17 protein-coding genes, 1 riboswitch and 1 other annotated feature are annotated in these 16,436 nt (G+C 30.9%); all 17 genes read right to left on the minus strand.

The genetic code is table 11. The annotated features are described in order from the left end of the window. Positions 1–49: 49 nt before the first annotated feature. Positions 50–586 (minus strand): rubrerythrin, encoded by a 537-nt coding sequence (gene rbr / locus RR430_RS00330; RefSeq protein WP_332486766.1) that lies wholly within the window; start codon positions 584–586, stop codon positions 50–52. A 54-nt stretch (positions 587–640) separates the two neighbouring features. Further along, a complete protein-coding gene (locus tag RR430_RS00335; protein ID WP_332486764.1) occupies positions 641–1,462 on the minus strand; it encodes a ZIP family metal transporter in 822 nt (273 codons plus the stop codon). 69 nt (positions 1,463–1,531) lie between these two features. Continuing rightward, a complete protein-coding gene (locus RR430_RS00340) occupies positions 1,532–1,984 on the minus strand; it encodes a GNAT family N-acetyltransferase (RefSeq protein WP_332486762.1) in 453 nt (150 codons plus the stop codon). Between the two features lie 134 nt (positions 1,985–2,118). Further along, positions 2,119–3,717, minus strand: a complete 1,599-nt coding sequence (locus RR430_RS00345; RefSeq protein WP_332486760.1) for a hypothetical protein — start codon at positions 3,715–3,717, stop codon at positions 2,119–2,121. Further along, positions 3,717–4,418 carry an ABC transporter ATP-binding protein gene (locus tag RR430_RS00350; RefSeq protein WP_332486758.1) on the minus strand — a complete coding sequence of 234 codons (702 nt, stop codon included), beginning with the start codon at positions 4,416–4,418 and terminating at the stop codon, positions 3,717–3,719. Before RR430_RS00350 ends, RR430_RS00345 begins: the two co-directional genes overlap by 1 nt. Positions 4,419–4,433: 15 nt before the next feature. Continuing rightward, positions 4,434–5,102, minus strand: coding sequence for a DUF1648 domain-containing protein (locus tag RR430_RS00355; protein ID WP_332486757.1), 669 nt, complete (start codon positions 5,100–5,102; stop codon positions 4,434–4,436). Between the two features lie 4 nt (positions 5,103–5,106). Further along, entirely contained in the window at positions 5,107–5,367 is a 261-nt protein-coding gene (locus RR430_RS00360; protein ID WP_332486756.1) for an autorepressor SdpR family transcription factor, read from the minus strand. 224 nt (positions 5,368–5,591) lie between these two features. Further along, complete coding sequence (locus tag RR430_RS00365) at positions 5,592–5,987, minus strand: DNA topology modulation protein FlaR (protein WP_332486754.1); 396 nt, start codon at positions 5,985–5,987, stop codon at positions 5,592–5,594. A gap of 63 nt (positions 5,988–6,050) precedes the next feature. Further along, positions 6,051–7,493, minus strand: a complete 1,443-nt coding sequence (locus RR430_RS00370; protein WP_332486752.1) for a HAMP domain-containing sensor histidine kinase — start codon at positions 7,491–7,493, stop codon at positions 6,051–6,053. Further along, positions 7,477–8,148 (minus strand): response regulator transcription factor, encoded by a 672-nt coding sequence (locus RR430_RS00375; protein ID WP_332486751.1) that lies wholly within the window; start codon positions 8,146–8,148, stop codon positions 7,477–7,479. Before RR430_RS00375 ends, RR430_RS00370 begins: the two co-directional genes overlap by 17 nt. A 62-nt stretch (positions 8,149–8,210) precedes the next feature. After that, positions 8,211–9,041, minus strand: a complete 831-nt coding sequence (locus tag RR430_RS00380; protein ID WP_332486750.1) for an Mrp/NBP35 family ATP-binding protein — start codon at positions 9,039–9,041, stop codon at positions 8,211–8,213. A gap of 44 nt (positions 9,042–9,085) precedes the next feature. Continuing rightward, positions 9,086–9,793: a DUF554 domain-containing protein gene (locus RR430_RS00385; protein WP_332486749.1), complete on the minus strand. Its 708-nt coding sequence runs from the start codon at positions 9,791–9,793 to the stop codon at positions 9,086–9,088. Positions 9,794–9,837: 44 nt separating this feature from the next. Then, the gene (gene purF, locus RR430_RS00390; RefSeq protein WP_332486748.1) at positions 9,838–11,232 is read right to left on the minus strand and encodes an amidophosphoribosyltransferase; all 1,395 of its coding nucleotides are present in this window, start codon (positions 11,230–11,232) and stop codon (positions 9,838–9,840) included. A gap of 125 nt (positions 11,233–11,357) precedes the next feature. Continuing rightward, positions 11,358–11,455, minus strand: a riboswitch (purine riboswitch). 131 nt (positions 11,456–11,586) lie between these two features. Then, the gene (scpB, locus tag RR430_RS00395) at positions 11,587–12,237 is read right to left on the minus strand and encodes an SMC-Scp complex subunit ScpB (protein WP_332486747.1); all 651 of its coding nucleotides are present in this window, start codon (positions 12,235–12,237) and stop codon (positions 11,587–11,589) included. 5 nt (positions 12,238–12,242) lie between these two features. Next, positions 12,243–12,968: a segregation and condensation protein A gene (locus RR430_RS00400; RefSeq protein WP_332486746.1), complete on the minus strand. Its 726-nt coding sequence runs from the start codon at positions 12,966–12,968 to the stop codon at positions 12,243–12,245. Between the two features lie 120 nt (positions 12,969–13,088). Then, positions 13,089–15,482, minus strand: a complete 2,394-nt coding sequence (gene leuS, locus RR430_RS00405; RefSeq protein WP_332486744.1) for a leucine--tRNA ligase — start codon at positions 15,480–15,482, stop codon at positions 13,089–13,091. Positions 15,483–15,516: 34 nt separating this feature from the next. After that, positions 15,517–15,718 (minus strand) — a binding site (T-box leader). A gap of 43 nt (positions 15,719–15,761) precedes the next feature. Then, complete coding sequence (locus RR430_RS00410; protein ID WP_332486742.1) at positions 15,762–16,277, minus strand: hypothetical protein; 516 nt, start codon at positions 16,275–16,277, stop codon at positions 15,762–15,764. Between the last annotated feature and the right edge of the window lie 159 nt (positions 16,278–16,436).

The raw sequence follows: 16,436 nt of genomic DNA on the forward strand, positions 1-16,436 counted from the left end.
GTCAAAAAAAGAAAAACATCTAGCAAAGCTTACTAGATGTTCAAATAAATTAATAATTTGTTGGATGAACCATGAAGTATGATTTAGGATGAGTACATACTGGACAAACTTCAGGGGCATTTTTACCAATATATAAATGTCCACAGTTACGACATTCCCAAACAGTATCTTCTTTCTTAACAAATACTTCACCATTTTCAATATTAGCTAATAATTTGTTATAACGTTCTTCATGTGTTTTTTCAATGGCAGCTACTCCGCGCATTGTTTCAGCAATTTCAGGGAAACCTTCTTCATCCGCCTCATCTGCCATTCGTGCATACATATCAGTCCATTCATAATTTTCACCAGCAGCAGCATCTTTCAAATTTTCCATTGTATCACCAACACCATGGAATAATTTAAACCATAATTTTGCATGTTCTTTTTCATTTTCTGCAGTTTGTAAAAATAATGCAGCTATTTGTTCATAACCTTCTTTTTTAGCTTTGCTAGCATAATAAGTATACTTGTTACGAGCTTGGCTTTCGCCAGAGAATGCATCCATTAAATTCTTTTCAGTCTTTGTTCCTTTTAAGTCTTTCATTTTCATCTCTCCTTTTTCTTATTATAACTCAATTTTATATAGATAAAGCATTATTTATCCAAATGCTACATCTAAAATCATCATAATCACAAAGCCAACAATACATCCCATTGTAGAGAAATGCGTTGCTTCATGACCACCCGTTTGACTCTCAGGTATCAATTCTTCAGTCACAACGTAAATCATTGCTCCTGCTGCAAATGCTAATGCGTAAGGTAAAATAGGTCTTACTGCAGTTACTAGGAATGCCCCAATAACCGCTGATATTGGTTCAACCAAACCACTTGCTTGACCATAAAGAAATGATTTTGTACGTGACAACCCTTCTTTTCTCAATGGAATTGAAACTGCTGCTCCTTCAGGAAAATTTTGAATTCCAATCCCTAATGCAACTGTGAAAGCTGCCATTAATTCTGGAACACTAGCATGTTGTGCTAACGCACCAAATGCCACACCTACTGCTAAACCTTCTGGAATATTGTGTAGTGTAATTGAGAACACAAGCAAGATACTTCTCTTCAGTTTTGTATGAATACCTTCTTCATGATGCGTTTTATCTTGAAAGTGCATATGAGGAATTGTATGATCAGATATCCACAAGAAGATTCCACCAGCCAAAAACCCAATTGCCACTACTATCCAAGCAGTCATATTTAATTCTTCCGCCATATCAACTGCAGGAGCCAATAGCGAAAAGAAACTAGCCGCAATCATTACTCCAGACGCAAAACCTAACATGCCATTTAATACCTTTTGATTAATATCTTTAAAGAAAAATACTAAAGCTGCACCTAAAGCTGTCATAAACCATGTAAATAACGATGCACATAGTGCCAAAGCTATAGGACCCATTGTTATTAGTTGTTCTAAACCCATAATATATCCTCCACTATTATTATTGATATTAAGTATCAAAAAGGCAAGCGATATGCTTTAATATTTATTTCATAAACACTTTTCCATCACAAAATTTGTAAGGAAAATCCCTTTTCTTTCAACTTGTTGTTCTTTTATTAAATTATAACCACGTTTCATGAAAAATGGTTTTGCTGTAATCGATGCATGTGTTGTTATCACATTATTTATTACATTTTTTTCCAATTCATCACACAACATCGTTGCGATACCTTGTCTTTGATAATCTTTATGAACATACAAATAGTCAAGATAACCTGTTTGATCAATATCTCCAAACCCCACAATACAATCGTCACTTACCACTACCAAAGTTATATGATTCATAAATGAACGATTCATTTTTTCCAAATCTACCTCATTCGTTGCCCATGCATTTACTTGTTGTTCATTATAATCTTTTAAATTAATAGAATGAACAGTATCAAAAAATAATCGATATAAATAGAAACAATCACTTGGTTCATATTTTCTTATATACATACTTACCACCTTTAACACTAAAACTTAATCCTTGTATAATACTCCAATTCATCTTCATGATGAATAATTGCATTATAACACATAAAAACCATCTATTTTGAAGTGAATAGATGGTTCTTTGCATTTTAATATAATCAATACAACTCGTAGAATTTCCTAACCCCTATTTTTTTTAGGTAAATCCATATACCCAAATTAATAAATAGAATTGCAATGATTAGTAACATGATGAAGATATATTCACCAATTGCAGGAGCAATGTTAATATAAGCAAAAACGATTAAAGCTCCAACAACCATTCCACCTAGTATCGCTACAAATGAACTAGTACTTTGTTTAATTACAAGTATTTCTCTATCAAATTCAAGTTTAGGAAAATTAATATTTATAAAAACACCTAATAATCCAATTAAAATACCCATTAAAAATATCAACACTAATCCCATAATTATTTCAAGCAACGTAAACCCTAAACCAAGGCTGATCAATATAAATCCAATAGATGAAGGTAGCCATATTATTATAGCATTTGCCAATGCTTTAGAAATGAAGATAGTCTCAGTTGACACAGGTAAAGTTTTAGTTATCCAAAACTGTTTACCCTCTAGTGATATACTAACAGCTGCTGTTGGTGTCATAAATGCAAATAAACAAATTGCTGTACAAACTAATCCAAATAATGTCGGTAAAATATCGAAACCTAATAACTCAAATTGTTTTAAGCCATCCATAATTAAACTTTTATTAAGTAATAAATAAACACCACCAATAACAAGCATAACTTGCCCCATGCCCATGTTCATAAAATACATCATATTAGATGTAAACTTACTTAACTCTTTCAAACATAATGCTAATAATGGTGATTTACCACCTTCTTTTCTTAGTTTGAAATTCTTGTTTTTATAACCAGTTTGAACGGTACTATTAATTTTTACAAACGTTCTACTAAACACAAGTACAAACACCATAAACACAACTACATTTATCAGGATTGATAATAACAATTCAAAAATATTACCAGTAATACAACTATGAACATATAAGTAAATTGGATATAAATATGTTTTGATATAACCTATTATATTTGTCACAACATCGATAGAAATAACAGTTTCTTCAACTGACGATAATGAAAACGAGAAAATCATAATAGCACCAAACATTATAATTGAACCTAGATTTACAAATAAGTTTTTATATTTTCCATTACCTGCAACTTTACGAATAAAGAACGCAATCATACTAGACAAAGTAATAGGAATTAATATATTAAAGAACATCCCAACAACACCTAATAGATAAAACAAAATTCCCATTGATTGTAAATATCCATATACAAGCAATGCAGGTAACATTATTAATATACTATACATTAACATAATTGCTACAAATGAAATTACCTTAGCTAAGAATACTGTTGTTCTTGATATTGGCCATGTCATTAGCATTTCAAAATCTCTAAATTGAAATAATTGTCCTTGTGCTGTTGTAATTGAAAAGATGAAAATAATCAACACAGAAACAGTTGCCATTGAGTATAAAACCAATTCTTTATTACCAACAGGTAAACTAGAATAAATACCAAAGCTATAAACTGTTGAAGCAAAAATCATTGAAGCAACAATAACAAACAACAAAATTTTACTAGACAAAGTTCCAGACCCAGCTTTAGTGGTATTACTTGTCATTATTGCTAATTGTATTTTTGCAATTTCAAAAAATTTTTTCATTACTCTAAACCTAGGAAGATTTCTTCTAATGATTCATTACGAATAATTTCATCCGTTTCCCCTTGCAATACAATTGCTCCATCTTTTAATATAGCTACTTTATCACATAGCTTCTCTACTACTTCCAATACATGAGAGGAAAAGAATATTGAACAACCCTCATCACAGATTTTACGCATTCTCTTTTTTAATGTAAATGCCGCCTTAGGATCCAACCCTACAAATGGCTCATCTAGAATAAGCAATTTAGGTTTATGTACAAACGCCGCAATCAAAGCTAGCTTTTGTTTCATACCGTGAGAATAAGAACTTATAGAATCTCCTAAATTAGTATCAAATTCTAATTCTTTAGATAATTCTTGAATTCTTTCATAACGATCTTCATTTGGTATACTATATAAATCACAAATAAAATTAATATATTTAATACCTGTTAAATGCTCATATAAATCTGGGTTATCAGGTATATATGCAAGTATTTGCTTACAAGCAATTGGATCTTTCTTAATATTTTTACCATCAATTAATATTTCACCACGCTCAAAATCTAGAATACCTACAATGCTTTTTATAGTTGTTGTTTTCCCTGCACCATTGTGACCAATAAACCCAAATATTTCTCCACTTTTAACTTCGATGTTGATACCTTTAACAATTTCTTTTTGTCCATATGATTTATGGAAATCTTTAATTTCTAACATTTTATCCCTCTTTCACTAAGCCTTTTTGCTCATTTGAAAATAAATTAAAACCGTATAAATTAACACTATTAAAATAGTTCCTATTAGAATATACATTGTAAATACTTCGTTTAAGAAAATTGAAAACAAATAAATAATTCCAATTATAAACAATATATATCCAAATACAGTGTAGTGCCTTTTACGTAAATCCGGGTCCATATTATAATAATTTTTAATAAATCCTAGTCCTGTTAAATTGCCATTCAGCATCACTTTAGTTCGATAATATCCACTTGTCTTAGGCATATAATTACCTATTAAAATAAATAATATTCCCAAAAACACTAACATAATTCTTCTTAAATCTAATTGAATACCCATTGTTATTCCCATACTAAGCAAATATACAATAATACTTGTTAACGGTATAACCGATTTAAATATATATTCAACTTTAGGTGTCTTAAGCCCATTATTTACAACATCATTTTTATAACAAAGATACACTTGTAATAACGCCATTAAAATTGGTAATAGAAACACAAAATAATTTTTTTGCATGTAACTATCTGGTTCGCCTTTAAAGTTAAAGTGAATTGCTACCATTTCAGGTAATTCGCTGTAATAATAGGCCCCAATAAGTATTGGCGCTAAGCAAAGTAAACTCGTAATAATAAGTGTTTTCCATTTTACATTACTCATCATTCTATCCTCCTAATTGCTGTATCCACATCAAAATATCTTCAAAAACAGATAAGTTTATCTCATAATAAATAAAGTTTTTTTGCTTCTCTTCATTTACTAATCCAGCTTTTTTGAGTTGAGATAAGTGATATGAAACAGTTGCATTTGTTAAGTCAAATTTTTCTGCAATATCTCCTGCTGACATTTTTCCATTCTTTAGTAGTTCTAAAATATTTCTCCTTATCGGATCGGAAATTGCTTTTAAAGTATCATTTATACTCATCCTCTTTCATCACCACCTATTTAGATAACTTTCTAAATACATTATGAACCTTATTTTCAAAAAATCAATATCTATTTCGAAATATTTCTAAATAGAAAAAAAGTAGGTTTCCCTACTTAAATTGTGTTTAAAAATTTTTTTGTATCATTATCATTTTTACATTCTATAAATTTATGATGATATTTTTTTTGAATGTTTTTATAAAGATTTCTTATTTTTTTATTTCATCCATTAAATAATATCCACATAATGAATTCAATATCAATTTTCTCTATACAACCTTCTGTTATGGAGTCACGAGATTTACCTCTATTCTGAAAATATCGATTAAATGCTCTAATTAAGCATATTCTTCTTGGATAATTCATATAAACTATTTTATCTGCATCTTCTAATCTTCTATCCATTTGAAAAGAAAAGTAATTACCATCAATAATCCACGATTGTTGATTGAGCGACTCTTCTACAAGTATTTCTTTGTCTTCTTGACTTCGTTCTTTCCAATTTTCAATGAATTGTATTTTGTCATAATGACAACAAGGGATATTCAATAAATTTGAACATTGTTTAGCAAGCGTAGATTTTCCAGATCCACTGTAACCAATAATTGCAATTTTCATTCACCATCACCTCAAGTAAATAGTATTATAATTCAAAGTAATCAATCTAACAAGAAAAAGCGATTACTCATCGCCTCTTCTAATTGGCGCTTCAAAATAAAATGTCGAACCTTCATTTAATTTTGAATTTACACCATATTTAAATTTATGTAATTCTAATATTTCTTTTACAATGGCCAATCCAATTCCTGATCCTTGCTCAACACGAGTATGTTCTTTATCCACTTTGTAATAGCGATCCCATATAAGTGATAATTGATTCTCATCTATACCCATTCCAAAATCTTGAATCTCAATTCTTACATTATTATCAACAACAGATTGTCTAACAATTACTTTTCTTGAATCATTAGAATAGTTTATCGCATTATTAATAAAATTATGTAATACTTGCATGAGCCTTGTTGAATCCGCAGTTATTTCAATTTCCTTATCATATATATATTCAATTTCAAATTTATTTTGTCTTAAATAAGTTTCATATGTTTTAATAACATCTTTAATACATTGTGTTAAATTTATTTGTTCTTTTTGTAAGTTAATTTTATTTTCACTTAATCGTGATAAATCTAATAAATCATTTACTATTAATGTTAATCGTTTAGATTCTTCAATAATAACTTTTAAATTATCATCCGTTTTTTCATCAGGTAAATCTAGCATCATTTCTCCATAGCCACTAATCATAGTAAGTGGCGTTCTTAAATCGTGTGATACATTAGCGATAAGATCTCGTTTTGCTTGATCTGCTTTTTGTATTTGAACCGATGCATCAATTAAAGTGTCATTTAGGGCATGAACTTCTTGATATGCCTTTTCATTTATTGTGTTGTCATATGAACCTTTAGCTAAACTCTTCGAAGACTTTGTTATATCCGCTATCGGCTTAACAATTTTTTTAGATAAGAAAAATGCTAACCCAATAGTACCTATAAATATTATCCCAGCAATTACAAACAGTTGATCAGACAACGTTTGAGTCGCAGCATTAATCCTAGTCACCCTTGAATTCACCAAAATAATATTAGGTGTACCAGTAGTTGACATAACAACTTTGGTATAAACTATATTTTTATCACCTTTATTTCTAGGTGTAAAAGAATCTGGATTATTAAAATTAAATGTCATTTCAATTAAATCTGTTTTAGCTAAATAACTTCCACCATTCTCTTGTGCCAATGAATAATATTCATATAATTTATCCAACGGAATTCTATCTATTGAACATCCTGACAAATTATTAGAAGTGACATTATTAGTATCCGTAATAACCGATACACATAAATCATTTTGTTTCGAAATAGATTCAACATATACATCTAAGTTTTCTTTATCAATTACTTTAGCTATATTATTCGCAACATCTTTAACAACATTAATTTTATTTGATTCATATAATGGCTGAAGTAATACGATTTGAAATAACCAAAGTATCGCAAGAATACCAAACATAAAAGTTAGTAAATAAATAAATAACTTCCATTGTAATTTAATCGGCTTTTTCAAAACGATAACCTACCCCTCTTAATGTAACAATAAATTTGTTATAAGGTCCTAAATTTCTACGTAATAATTTAATGTGTGTATCTAGGGTACGGTCATCACCAAAGAAATCATAACCCCATACTTTTTGTAACAATTTATCACGCGTTAATGCTATTCCTTGATTACGAATTAAAAATTCAAGCAAATCAAATTCTTTAGGAGATAGTTGTGTTTTTACTCCATCAACTTCAACAATACGTGCAGTAAAATCTACCGTTAATCCTTCTTGTGTAAATACTTCCGTTAACTCGCTTTGTGATTTTGTGCGTTTCAAAATAGCTTGTATACGCATCATCAACTCTTTAGGAGAAAATGGTTTAACAACATAATCATCAATACCTAAATCAAATCCATGAATTTTATCATACTCTTCTCCTAAGGCCGTTAACATGATAATTGGGATATCTTTCATCTTCCTAATTTCTTTACACGCTGAAAAGCCATCCAGGTTTGGCATCATAACATCCATAACAATTAAATCAAAATTATTATCAGCACATTTTTCAACAGCATCTAAACCATCGATTGCTTCCGTTACTTCATATCCTTCATATTGCGCATATTTACGTATCATTTCTCTAATTTTTACTTCGTCATCAACGATTAATATTTTCATTTTTATCACCATTTTTATTATACACCATGCTATGTGAATTTTGCGTGAATACAATAAAAGGGCTATTTATTAAGCCCTTCAATTTTTGTAATTGCTTTATCTAAATTTCGTGTATCAACAACTTCAATGTTTCCAGCATCGCATAGGCTAGCAATCATTGGATCCAATGGCAATTGTGCTAGTACTTCCAATCCAGCATCCCTTGCAATTTCTAATATATGACTCTCACCGAAAACATATATTTTATGATCACATTCATCGCATTGAACATAACTCATATTTTCTATAATACCCAAAACATTGATTTTCATCATTTTAGCCATATTAATTGCTTTTGCTACAACCATGCTAACTAATTCTTGTGGAGATGTGACAATGACAATACCGTCTAATGGTAATGACTGAAATACCGTTAATGGTACATCACCCGTTCCAGGAGGCATGTCTACAAATAAATAATCCACATCATTCCAAACAACATCGGTATAAAATTGTTTAACAATACCCGCAATAACAGGTCCTCTCCAAATTACTGGTGTTTCATCTGTTTCAAGCATCATATTAATTGACATTACTTGAATTCCACCTTCTGTAACACATGGATAAATCGCATCTTGTGTTCCTTCAGCTTTGCCAGTTATACCGAATACTTTTGTCATACTAGGTCCTGTAATATCAGCATCCAATACGCCCACATTAAATCCCTTACGTGACATTGCGGTCGCAAGCATACTGGTAACTAGGCTTTTACCTACCCCACCCTTACCACTTACAACACCAATGATTTTTTTAATATTACTATCTTTGTGTGGCTTGATTAAGAAGCTTTCAGGGTTCGTACGCTCTGAACAACTTTGACTACAAGATCCACAATCATGATTACAACTACTCATTTAACTTACCACCTTTCAACGTATTTTATAATATCACAAATGAACTAAATAAACATCAATATAACATTTATAACTATTACAACAATTAATGAAGGTAACATATTCGCAATTTTTAGTTTACCTGGTGCAATAAAATTTATACCGATACACAATACCAACGCATATCCCACCATACACAATTGTCTTAAAAACTCACCCACTAAGATTCCCGATAATGAACCCGCTAATAGAGTAATTATTCCTTGATATATTAATACCGGAACTGATGCAAAAATTACCCCCATGCCTAGTGTTGCAGCTAATATAATACTTGTTATACCATCGAGAATACTTTTTACATATAGAACATTAGGGTTATGTAAAAGTCCATCATTTATTGAACCAATTATTGCCATAGCACCCACACAAAATATAATTGATGCCGCAACAAAACTACTTGCAAATCCTGCCAAATTAAACTTTTTTTCAATTTTTACAGATAAGTTATTTAAGAAAGAATCGATATCTAATGACTCACCAATAAGTGTTCCAATAACTATAGAAATTACTAATATTAACTCACCGTTTGTTGATATTATATTTCCATTTACAACTGCCATATTAGATATGACACCATTTATTCCAATAATTAAAATACAAATTCCAATAGCGATATAAATACTATCCTGTACATTCTTTTTTATTCCATTTTTCAATAATATTCCAAGCAATCCTCCGATTACAATGCATATCGCATTAACAATACTCCCCATATCTCCTCCAATAGAAAACAGGATTTTCATCCTGTTTCATTTTACTACTTCTTTATAATGTTTCCTAGTGAAAATAGATTAGTTGGATATTTACCACTAAAGCAAGCAACGCATAAATCCGTACCATTTGCCTCTTTTACTTCATCAATCGTTAAGAATTTTAAACTATCTGCCCCTATATAATCCTTTAGTTCTTTTATACTTAGTTTAGAACTTATTAATTCATCATATGATGATGTATCAACCCCATAGAAACAAGGAGATTTAAATTCTGGAGATGCAATACGTACATGAACAGACTTAGCTCCTGCATCTTTTAATAGCTGAACAATTCGTTTCATAGTAGTACCACGAACTATTGAGTCATCGATCATGACAATACGCTTACCACTAACAATAGCTGAGATAGCACTTAGTTTCATGCGTACACCACGTTCTCTTTGTTTTTGTGTTGGTTGAATAAATGTTCTACCAACATAACGATTTTTAATTAAACCTATTTCATAAGGTAAACCGCTTTCCTCTGCATAACCAATTGCTGCACTTAGTGATGAGTCTGGAACACCTATGACAATATCTGCATTCACTTTATCTTTACGAGCTAATAATTTGCCAGAAAGTTTACGAGCATTATGAACATTTACCCCTTCAATTACACTATCTGGACGAGCGAAGTAAATATATTCCATTGCACACATCTTTTTTTGAACTTTATCAGTATACTTGAATGACTGAACACCATCATGTGCAATTCTAACTACTTCACCTGGTTCAACATCACGAATAAATTTTGCATTTACTATATCATATGCACAACTTTCACTAGAGATGCAATAACCATCTTCAAGTTTAGCAATTGATAATGGTCTTAATCCATTTTTATCACGTGCTGCATACATACAATCTTTAGTCATAATAATAACCGCAAACGCACCTTCAAGTTTGGCACATGCATTCATTATTTTGTAAACCATCGTTCCTTCTTCTTTTTGAATTAAATGCAAGAAGATTTCACTATCGCTAGTACCTTGGAAGATACTACCACTATTTTCTAATTCAATTTTTATCTCTTTAGCATTAACAATTTGTCCATTATTAACTAAAGCAAAAGATCCTTGATGGGCACGCACCATAATTGGTTGTACGTTTTCAATTTGATTTTGATGTGCAGCAGCATAACGAACATGACCTACCGCATGTTTACCTGGTAATTCATCAATGATTTTATTATTAAACACTTCACTAATTAAGCCTTTGCCTTTATAACAAGTAATATTTTTATTATCACTTGCTGCAATACCACACGCTTCTTGTCCACGATGTTGTAAAGCATGTAAGCCAAAGTATGATAAACTTGCTGCATCCTTCACATTATAAATTCCGAAACATCCACACTCTTCATTAAGTTTATTACCCATTAATTCTCTAAATTCATCCATCATGCACCCTCCGTAAAAATAAAAATACATATTGAAAGCAATATGTAGTTAATTTCTATTTGTTTGTAATTTTGTAATAGTAAACATCCTTTTTCCTCCATTACAAAGTAAACCTATCACGTATTAAGGGGAAAAGGTTTACTTGTAGTCCACTATTGGCTAGTGGGTAGAAACATGTCAGCCATTTATTGACACATATACAAGCAAATGTGATCTTTCAATCACAAAGATAGTATACACAACCGAGCCACTCATTACAAGTTTTTTTTCTTGGTATCTCATAATTTTTAATGTAAATCTTCCAATACTTAGTATTCATTCATTAATTAAAGAAAAAGTGGGTTCTTCACCCACTTAGTCAAATAGATTTTCGTTGTTAGCTTCTGTATCAAATTCAGGTAATTTAGGTAACTCTTCTAAACTTAACAGTTTAAAGCTATCCATAAATTCATCTGTAACTTCATATAAAATTGGTCTACCTGGTGCTTCACTTCTACCATTTTCACGTATCAAGTTACGAGCTTCAAGTTTTCGCAACATCATGTCACATCCAACGCCACGTATCTCTTCGATTTCAACACGAGTGATAGGTTGCTTGTAAGCTATAATAGCTAAAGTTTCTAATGCTGCTTGCGAAATACCTGCAGTCTTTGTTGTTTGAAATAATTTTTCTGCGTATGGATGAACAATTGCTTTAGATAAAAACTTATACACACCACCATAGTTAGCTATTTCAAAACCACGGCAATCATCCGCATAAGCATCTTGTAATAGTTTAAACTCTGTCTCACAGCGTTCAAAACTAATGCCTAAAACTTCACTAGCTTGTTGCAATGTAATACCTTCTTCGCCAACAATAAACAACAACCCTTCAAGAATTGTACCTGCTCGGTTACCTTCTTCAACTTTATTATTTTCTTCAATAGCTTCATCAATTTTTTCTTCAATTTCTGTTGTGATTTCTTCAACAACTTCTGTTTGCTCATCATTAAGGATTTCTGTCATTATCATTACCCCCTCTTAAACCAAATTGTTTCTTTATCATCGATAGTAAATACCAATGTATGTTGTCTTGCTAAATCTAATATTGATAAGAATGTTACAATAACCATTTGCATATCAGTACAATCATCTAGTAGTGTTTCAAAAGCAAATGTTTCTGGTAAATCTTTTAACCGCGCTCTAATTTGCAATGAGCGATCTTCCATAGACAACTCCTTAGCAGTAAATTTAGTTTCAATAGGTTTTGATAATTGAAGTCTTCGTAAACATTTATTCATAGCTTTTACTAAATCATACGGTGTTCCATTAATTGGTTCATTTTCTGTTTTAGGTTTTGTCCATTCTTCAACTTCAATAGATATTGGCTTAGACATTTGCATCATTCTTTGATGAAATAATTCACTTAATTCTTCACTAACCTCTTTGAATTGTTGATACTCTAATAATCGTCTTACTAAACGATCTTTAGGGTCTTCTTCATATTCATCACCTAATATAGTATCATCCTTAGGAAGGATTTTTTTACTTTTGTATTCAATAAGTGTAGCAAGTTCAAGTAAGTATTCACTTGCGACCTCTAGATGTAAATCTTCCATATGACTAAGATAATTTAAATATTGATCTGTCAATGCACTTATATCTAAATCAAAAAGATCTAATTCTTGCTCCTTAATAAGGTGAAGCATTAAATCTAATGGACCTTCAAATTGTTCAATTGTTACAGTAAAACTCATATGTACACCTCGCTATAAAATTATATCAAAAATAACGTAATCTCACTAGTAGAAACTTATTTAATCCATGCAATTATCAATAAGCATACAAAACGATAGTCAGATGACTATCGTTTTGTGTTAGATTGCTACAATATTAACTATTTTATTAGGAATTACTATAATTTTTTTAATAGTCTTTCCATCAGTTTGTGCTTTAACTGTATCAATATTCAATGCAATTTCTTCAACTTTCTTACTGTCTTCATCTTTTGTTACAGTAAATTTACCACGAATCTTTCCATTAACTTGTACAACCATTTCAACTTCACTTAATACAAGTTTACTCTCATCAACAGTTGGCCAAGATTCATAAGTAATTGTATCTTTACCAGTTAAGATTTGGTACATTTCTTCACATATATGAGGAGCATAACACGATAACATCTTAATAAAGTTTAATGCATATTCACGATATATTTTTTCTTGTTTGTAACAATCATTAATAAAAATCATCATTTGTGAAATTGCAGTATTCATATTTAATGTTTCAATATCATTTGTAACCTTTTTAACTGTCGCATTATATGAATAATCCAATGATCCATCATTTACATCAGTAAGTCTATCTGAATCAATAAATAGACGCCATACACGATCCAACCATTTTCTAGAAGCTTCTACGTTTTTATCATTCCATGGTTTACTTGCTTCAAGTGGTCCCATAAACATTTCATATAAACGTAATGTATCAGCTCCATATGCTTGAACAATATCATCCGGATTAATTACATTACCACGAGACTTACTCATTTTTTCACCATTTTCACCTAAGATCATTCCTTGATGGAATAATTTTTTAAATGGTTCTTTACATGGAACTAAGCCTTTATCATATAAATAATTATTCCACATACGAGAATATAATAAATGACCTACTGCATGTTCTGGTCCTCCGATATATAAATCTACCGGCATCCAATGTTCTAGTAGTTTCTTATCAGCAAATGTTTGTTCATTATGTGAATCAATATATCGCAAGAAATACCAACTACTTCCAGCAGAACCTGGCATTGTACTCGTCTCTCTATGATAATGCTTTCCATTTCTTTCTCCACTTACCCAATCAGTTGCTTTATCAAGTGGTGATTTACCACCATATCCTTTATAATCACTTAATTCAGGTAATATTAACGGTAACTCATCATCATTTAACGCTTCCATACTTCCATCATCAAAATGAACTACTGGAATTGGTTCACCCCAATAACGTTGTCTTGCAAATATCCATTCACGCAAACGATAATTAATTTTAGCTTCTCCAACTTTATTCGTTTCAAGCCATGCAATCATAACATTAATTGCATCTTCTTTATTCATTCCATCTAAGAAATCTGAATTAATATGAATTCCATCATCAACCATTGCTTTTTCTTCAACTGATTCACCATCAAGAACTTGTATAATTTCAATTCCAAATTTTTTAGCAAACTCATAATCTCTTTCATCATGAGCAGGAACAGCCATAATTGCTCCAGTACCATATGAAGCCAGTACATAATCACTAATCCAAATAGGAACTTTCTTTTGATTTACTGGATTAATTGCATAAGCACCAGTAAATACTCCTGTTTTATCTTTATTAAGTTCTGTACGTTCCATATCAGATTTAGAAGCACATTCATTTTTATAATTAGTTATTGCTTCTTTTTGCTCAATAGTAGTAATTTTATCAACTAAATCATGTTCAGGAGCCAATACACAATAAGTAGCCCCAAATAAAGTATCACAACGTGTTGTAAATACAGTGAATTGTTCATTATGTCCATCTACTTTAAAATTCACATGAGCTCCACGTGATTTACCAATCCAATTACGTTGAATTTCTTTAGTAGATTCTGGCCAATCAATTTCATCTAATCCATCAAGTAATCGATCAGCATATTTAACAATATCAATAACCCATTGTTTCATCATTTTACGAACAACGGGATATCCACCTCTCTCTGATTTACCATCAATAATTTCATCATTAGCTAATACAGTTCCTAATTCTTCACACCAGTTAACAGGAAAATCAACATACTTAGCTAACCCATCCTCATATAATTGCTTGAAAATCCATTGAGTCCATTTATAAAAATGAGGATCACAAGTTGATACTTCTTTATCCCAGTCAAAAGAAAAACCTAACATTTTCAACTGTGTTGTAAATGTTTTGATATTGTCTAATGTAAATCCTTCAGGGTGATTTCCAGTTTGAATAGCGTATTGCTCGGCAGGCAACCCAAATGAATCGAATCCCATTGGATGCAATACATTAAATCCTTGCATTCTTTTCATACGGCATACAATATCACTAGCTGTATATCCTTCTGGATGACCTACATGTAATCCATGTCCTGATGGATATGGGAACATATCCAATGCATAGAACTTAGGCTTACTAAAATCCCAAACATTAGTTTCAAATGTTTTATTCTTATCCCAATATTCTTGCCACTTTTTTTCTGATTCTACATGATTAAATTCCATAATTTCCTCCTTAAAATATAAAAACGCCCTTAAATCTAAGGACGTTAAATTACGCGGTACCACCTTAGTTCATGACAAAGTCATGCCCTTAATTTCTCCTTAACGCAGATTATACGGAATCCTTTTATTCAGATTCAGCTCTACGGTGAGTTCACCAGTATCTAATATCAAGTTGCACCAACCCTTGACTCTCTATATTTAGACTTCTAATTACTACTCCGTTTCATAGCGTAATAATCATATCCAATTTACCTAAGAGTGTCAATCATTAGTAGGCGCTTATTTACAAGTAGCTCCCATATCTTCAAATACTTTAACAACATCATCTTTAATGAATTTTCCATCTGTATTTGCAAGCGCATCCATTCCAACAAGTGCCAATGTTTCTTCATCCATTTTGTCTAGTTGATAAGTTACAGTTTGAATAACTTCTTTTTCATTTTCTATTATTTCATATGTAACTCCATCAATTCCTTTAAAAAATCCAGCATCTGCTTCAATTGATTTCTTTAATGATTCTAATGTTCTATCTTCAGTAATACCATAATGTATTTCTTGTCTAATTTCAGATATAACACCGTCAGTACCATTAAATGTAGTAATAACTGTATCATTATCAGAAATAACTTCACATGCACTTAATACTTCACCCGTAGATGGTTGTTGTGCAGCATCTGGTGTTGTAGTTGGAACATCTGTTGATTCTGGAGTAGTTGTCGGTGTTGTTTCAGCCGGCTTGCTTGAACAACCTGCAATAAGTGTTAGTGCTAATAAACTAAATAATATTTTTTTCATAATTTCTCCTCTTGCTTGACGCAAAATGAAGTATACAGCATTTGGTTAATGATAAACTTAAGACTTCCTTAAGATTTTATTAATATTTAAAATTTATTAAATACAAAAATGATTGCCCTACTTGAATTATTAATAAAAAATGGTAAAATAATAACATCT

Source organism: Anaerorhabdus sp., assembly GCF_036641015.1.
Classification (GTDB): domain Bacteria; phylum Bacillota_I; class Bacilli_A; order Erysipelotrichales; family Erysipelotrichaceae; genus Anaerorhabdus.